Source organism: Myxococcus vastator, from assembly GCF_010894475.1.
Classification (GTDB): Bacteria; Myxococcota; Myxococcia; order Myxococcales; family Myxococcaceae; genus Myxococcus; species Myxococcus vastator.
On sequence record NZ_JAAIYB010000526.1, the window covers coordinates 1 to 5426 of the forward strand.

4 protein-coding genes are annotated in these 5426 nt (G+C 72.7%); all 4 read right to left on the bottom strand.

Features of this window, described 5'->3' with window-relative positions; all coding sequences use genetic code 11:
• Position 1: 1 nt before the first annotated feature.
• The 4 genes from G4D87_RS33040 to rho are packed head-to-tail and all read right to left on the bottom strand — an operon-like array spanning position 2 to position 5046.
• Positions 2 to 1276 carry a DUF4350 domain-containing protein gene (locus tag G4D87_RS33040; protein ID WP_163786667.1) on the bottom strand — a complete coding sequence of 425 codons (1275 nt, stop codon included), beginning with the start codon at positions 1274 to 1276 and terminating at the stop codon, positions 2 to 4.
• The gene (locus tag G4D87_RS33045; RefSeq protein ID WP_163786668.1) at positions 1269 to 3176 is read right to left on the bottom strand and encodes a DUF4129 domain-containing protein; all 1908 of its coding nucleotides are present in this window, start codon (positions 3174 to 3176) and stop codon (positions 1269 to 1271) included. Before G4D87_RS33045 ends, G4D87_RS33040 begins: the two co-directional genes overlap by 8 nt.
• Before the next feature lie 3 nt (positions 3177 to 3179).
• The gene (locus G4D87_RS33050; protein ID WP_163786669.1) at positions 3180 to 3449 is read right to left on the bottom strand and encodes a hypothetical protein; all 270 of its coding nucleotides are present in this window, start codon (positions 3447 to 3449) and stop codon (positions 3180 to 3182) included.
• Positions 3450 to 3501: 52 nt separating this feature from the next.
• Positions 3502 to 5046, bottom strand: coding sequence for a transcription termination factor Rho (gene rho / locus G4D87_RS33055; protein ID WP_163786670.1), 1545 nt, complete (start codon positions 5044 to 5046; stop codon positions 3502 to 3504).
• Positions 5047 to 5426 lie beyond the last annotated feature (380 nt).

Genomic DNA, 5426 nt, shown 5'->3' on the forward strand with positions numbered 1-5426 from the left:
ATCAGAGACAGGGGCTGGGCCGGGCGCCGCCGGCGGAATGAAGGCGTTGTCGCAGCCGCGCCGCGCGCTCGGCGAGCTGCTGGAGGTCCGTGTCGCGCGTCACCGCGTGGCTGTCCGTGGTGAGCGCCTCGAGCCCCTGGGCCAGGTCCGCGCGGCCACGCTCGCGCAGCCCGTGGGCCACCGCGTCCGCGGACGCGTGCGCGGGCAGGCCCGCGTGCAGGGCCAGGTCCTGGGTGAGGCCCCGGAGGATGAGCTGGGCGGAGAAGCCGTGGTGCCGGCCCTCGCGGTACAGCCGGCCCATGGCGAAGAGCGCGTCGGTGGCGCCCACGCGCGAGGACTCGGGCGGGGGCCGCGGGCGGCCGAAGCGCTTGAGCGACACCGACCACAGCGCCACGCCGAGCAGCAACTGCAGCACGGCGAAGTGCAGGCCGTAGCGGCGCGCGAAGTCCACCACCGAGCGCTCGTTGGTGAAGCCGTGATGGAACTCGTCGAACTCGATGGGGCCGGGGCCCATCGACGCCAGGGTGCTGAGCCAGAACTGCGCGTTGTCCGCGCGCGCCAGCGCCTGGTTCATGGCCAGCTCCGGGGCGCCCACCACCAGCACGCGGCCTTGCCCGTAGGGCACCACCGCCGCCACGAACATGCCCAGCCGCTCATCCTCCAGGACGGGGACGGCCGCCTCCGGCAGCTCCAGGTAGGCCTGGACCTTCGCCTCCACGCGCTCCACGCCCAGCGTGTACGGCGTGGGCTGGGGTGGCACCAGCGTGCGCATGGGCAGGGTGGTGTCCGCCTTGAAGAGCTTGACGTTCAAGGCGCGCAGCACCGGGTTCTCCCGCGAGCCCCACGGCACGTAGATGGCGCTGCCGCCCTCGCGCACGTGCGTCAGCAGCTGCTCGGTCTCATCGTCGTCCAGCGCGGCCGCGCGGAAGGCGTTGAAGCCGGTGCGGGGGACGTGCTCGTCGGCCAGGCCCGCGTCGGGCTCGGCGGCCAGCGCCGTCTGGTCCGGGTCGTCCTCGTAGGCGCCGGACACCTCCACCGCCAGCAGCACCGGCGTCCCCAGTCCGGACACGATGCGCAGGTCCGCCATGCGGCGCGTCACCGGCAGCCCGCTCTCCTGGGCCAACAGGAACAGGGCCCGCGCGCCGTCCTCCTGCGCGCGGTACGTGGACAGCGTGTCCGCGAACGCGTTGCGCCGGGCGCCTCGGACCAGGAAGGTGGTCAGCACCGCGGTGAGCAGCAGGCCCCCCACCACCAGCAATGGGAAACGGTCACGCACCGGCCACCTCCGGGCGCGCCGGCGCGGCCAGCAGGGGCTCGGTGAGGGCGCGGAACTCGCGGTAGCCGTCCACGCCCACCGGCAGGTTGCCGTACCAGGCGAAGTCGAAGCGCCGCGTCAGCTCGCGGAAGGGGGCCTTCCATTCCGCGCGGCCCCGGAACTGGGACAGGTAGTCCCAGTTGCTCAGCGTCTCGTCATAGAGGATGGCGCCGTCGCGGTGGAGCCGGGACAGCAGCGCCAGGTAGAGGCTGCGCACCGCCTCGCGGTAGGCCCCCCGCGCGGCCAGCTCGTCCGCCAGGTGGGCCCAGCCCTCGGGAGGCCGGGACAGCGCGTGGTGGGCGTCCCCCGCCAGCGTGGACGCGTCCACCGTGGACACCTGCACGCCGTCGGCGCCCGCGCGGCGCTTGTCGCGGTTGAGCGCCCGCAGCAGCACTGCGCCCAGCACCGCGAGGGTGAGCGTCACCAGCACCACCACCAGCACGTTGGCCGCGCTGACGCCGCTGAGGACAGGCTGGGCCGTCTCCTGTCGCGGCTCCGCCGGGTCCCGCTCGAACCACTTCTTCAGCAGCTCTCCCAGCCAGTCGATGAAGCGCCGCCACCAGCCTGGCGGCTCGCGGGGGGCCGTGGGCTCCGGGGCGTCCTTCTCCGCCTTCGGCGCGGCCTCCGCGAACTCGGGCCGGGACAGGATGTCCTTCGCCCGCGCGGTGGCGGCGCGCGCGTCCGCCTGGGCCTGGGCGTCCACGGTGGCGCCCAGCGTGGTGAGCCCCTGCGTCAGCGTGGCGCGGGCCTTGTCGCAGTCCTCCTCGTCGAAGGCCTGCCGCTCCACGCGGCGCACGAAGCGGTCCAGCTTCACGGCCTCGCTGGGCCCCAGGGACGCCAGGGGCGCGTACAGGCCCGCGGCGTCCTCCGCCGTCGAGCCCTCACACGCCTCCGCGACCTCGCCCAGCCGCCGCAGCGCCTCGGTGGGGGCCAGGGGCTTCGCGGCCTCGGGGGCCTGGGCATGCGCTGGCGCCGCCGTCAGCAGACCCAGGCCCAGCACCACCGCCAGCATCGCCGCGCCACGCGTCGCGCCCGGCGGCGGCAGGGGGCGCCCCAAATCCCGGGAGGGGAGCTGCTGGACGCTGGCCAGCAGGTCGAGCCCTTCCTGGCGCACGCGCCCGTCCACCAGCAGCAGCGTGGCCGTCGCGGCGCGCACCGGCTCGAAGAGGGCGAACGTCGTCACCGCGAGGAAGAGCAGCCACTGGCCATTGTCCAGCGAGGCGTAGCGCTCCGCGAACGTCAGGTCCAGGCCCACCAGCTTGCGGCCCAGCAGCAGCAGGAAGTTGAGGGCGATGTGCAGGTTGAAGAAGGCCAGCACCTGCACGGACATGAGGACGCGGACCCACATCGCGGTGCCGCGCGCCGGGCCCAGCAGCCGTGAGCACGTGCCGTAGAGCTTCAGCGGACTGCCGCGCCCCTGCATCACCGCCGCGTAGCCCACCCCGTGGGACTGCAGCAGGAGGTAGCCGAAGCCTCCCGTCACCATCACCACCAGGGCGTTGAGGCCCAGCAGGTACGCCACGGCGATGAAGAGCGCGGGCATCCGGCCCAGCGCCGCCTTGAGTGAAGCCCCCGCGGAAGGCTCTCCCTGGGTGCCCAGCAGCAGCTCCTGCACGTAATGGCACGTCGCGCCCTGGCCCAGGCCCCGGAGGAACCACGCCAGCGTCAGCAGCAGCGACGGCACCATGAGCGGCCAGCCCATGCGCACCGACTCCGCCAGGTACAACAGGGCGGCCACCACGGCCGCGCCGCCGGGCAGGGTGAGGGCCCAGACGCCCGCGTTGCGGGTGCACAGGCGCAGCGCGGCGTCCATCAAGGCCACCGCGTTGCGCGGGCGGAGCTCGAGCGCGGAGACAGCCATGGGTCAGCTCGCCGCCACTTGGGCCATCAGGAGGATTCCGCCCCAGACGAGCGCCAGGCTCAATAGGGCCAGCACCACGTTGCCCGCCGACCATTCGCGGCGCTCACCCGGGCCCTCCAGCGCCTTGAGGCGCTGGGCCAGGCAGTGGGCGCAGCGGTTGATGCCCTCGAACTGCGTGGTGCATTCCCGGCAGATGACACGCCGGCACTCCACGCAGACGCCGAGGCCGGCGCGCTCCGGGTGGTAGTGGCAGCGGCCCGAGCCTTGAATCATGCCGCCACCTTAACGCACACCCGGGCCCGCCGTACCACTCCCGAAGCGGGGACTACAGCTCGTCGAGGAACTCGTCGTTGTACGTGTAGCGGGACAGCCGCTTCACGAGCGCCTCCATGGCCTCCACCGGCTTCACGGAGAAGAGCATCTGCCGCAGCTTCTTCACCTTCTCGTACTCGCGCAGGGTGAAGAGCTTCTCCTCCTTGCGCGTGCCGGACTGGGCGATGTTGACGGCCGGGAAGACGCGCTTCTCCGCCAGGAGCCGGTCCAGCGTGACTTCGGAGTTACCCGTTCCCTTGAACTCCTCGAAGATGACCTCGTCCATGCGGCTGCCGGTGTCGATGAGCGCCGTGCCGATGATGGTCAGCGAGCCGGCCTCCTCCGTCGCGCGGGCGGCGCCGAAGATGCGCTTGGGGCGCTCCAGGGCGCGGCTGTCCACGCCGCCGGACATGGTGCGGCCGGAGTTGTCGACCTCCTTGTTGAAGGCGCGGGCCAGCCGCGTAATCGAGTCCAGGAGGATGACCACGTCCTTGCCCGACTCCACCAGCCGGCGAGCGCGCTCCAGGGCCAGCTCCGCCACCTTGAGGTGGTCCGCGGTGGGGCGGTCGGAGCTGGAGGCCAGCACCTCCGCCTTGATGCTCCGCCGCATGTCCGTCACTTCCTCCGGACGCTCGTCGATGAGCACCACCATGACGTGGCACTCCGGGTGGTTGGAGAGGACGGCCTGGGCGATGCGCTGGAGCATGATGGTCTTGCCCGTCTTGGGCGGGGCGACGATGAGCGCGCGCTGTCCCTTGCCAATGGGCGAGATGAGGTCCAGCACCCGGGTCACCATCTCCTTGTGCCCGTTCTCCAGCTTGAGCCGCTCGGTGGGGTCCACCGACGTCAGGTCCGCGAAGTGCGGCAGCCGCGGCGCGCCCTCGAGCGGCCGGCCGTCCACCGTGTCCACCTTCTGGATGACGCCCTTGTGGCCCCGCATCTGCGCGAAGGCGGTGATGTACTGGCCCTGCCGCAGCCGCAGCTTCTGGACCAGGTTCTTGGGCAGCTCCGGGTCGTCCGGCGCCGCCAGCAGGCTGCGCTTGAGCTGACGCAGGAAGGCGTTGGGGCCCTTGGCCTCCGTGTCCAGCACGCCCTCCACCGGCGACAGGTTCGCTTGCTGCGAGGCCTGCTGGCCGCCGCCCCCGTGCTGCGCGTGGCGCGCGTGCTGCTGGCCCCCGCCGCCGTGCGCCGGCTGCGGTTGTTGCTGTTGCTGTTGTTGCTGCTGCGCCTGCCGCTGGCGGTGCTGCTCCAGCTCCTGCGGCGTCAGGAAGACCTGGACCTGCTGGCCGTCCGCTCCCGGCTGCATCCGGTAGGCCTGGCCGTCCGGGGTGAAGAGGACCTGCGCGCCACGGCGACGGCGCCGACGGCGGCGGCGGCGGCCGGTGGCCTGCCCGGGAGCGCCACCCTGTGCGCCGCCCGCGCTGGAATCACCGTCGTCGGGCCCCTCGTCGTCGCCCTCGTCGCCACCGTCGTCGTCCGGCTCGGGCGGCGCCACGGCGCGGGCGGAGGGAACAGGGGGGGCATCACGTGGGTCGCGGTTATCGGGGTTTTCGCTCATGAAAGTTCCAGACTGTGTGCGCCCCGGGCGGCCGCTCCAGGAGGAGGGCGGGGACGCAAGGTGACTCAGGCCGTGGGACAGGAAGCGGACGCGGGGCCCTGGTGACAAGCAAGCCGAACCGCCGGTTCCTGGAGCACCCTGGCGGCCCAAAGCCGTCCGGGGTGCAGGGGTAACAGTAACAGAGGCCGGGGACGGCGCCGCCGCTTTTTTCGCGAGGTGTCGTCCTCCCGACCCCTCCCCGCCGAGCCAGGGCCGCCGCCAGGACCTCAGTGGACGGTTATCTGGAAGGGCACCATCGCCTTCACGCCCGGCTGGAGCCACATCAGGTTCAGCCCAGCCGAGCGGGCCAGCGCCCGCAGGGACTCGGGCAGGGCGGGCTC

Coding starts and splice junctions, on each gene's coding strand:
- G4D87_RS33045 (WP_163786668.1), bottom strand. CDS start 3,176: ATGGCTGTCTCCGCGCTCGAGCTCCGCCCGCGCAACGCGGTGGCCTTG.
- rho (WP_163786670.1), bottom strand. CDS start 5,046: ATGAGCGAAAACCCCGATAACCGCGACCCACGTGATGCCCCCCCTGTT.
- G4D87_RS33050 (WP_163786669.1), bottom strand. CDS start 3,449: ATGATTCAAGGCTCGGGCCGCTGCCACTACCACCCGGAGCGCGCCGGC.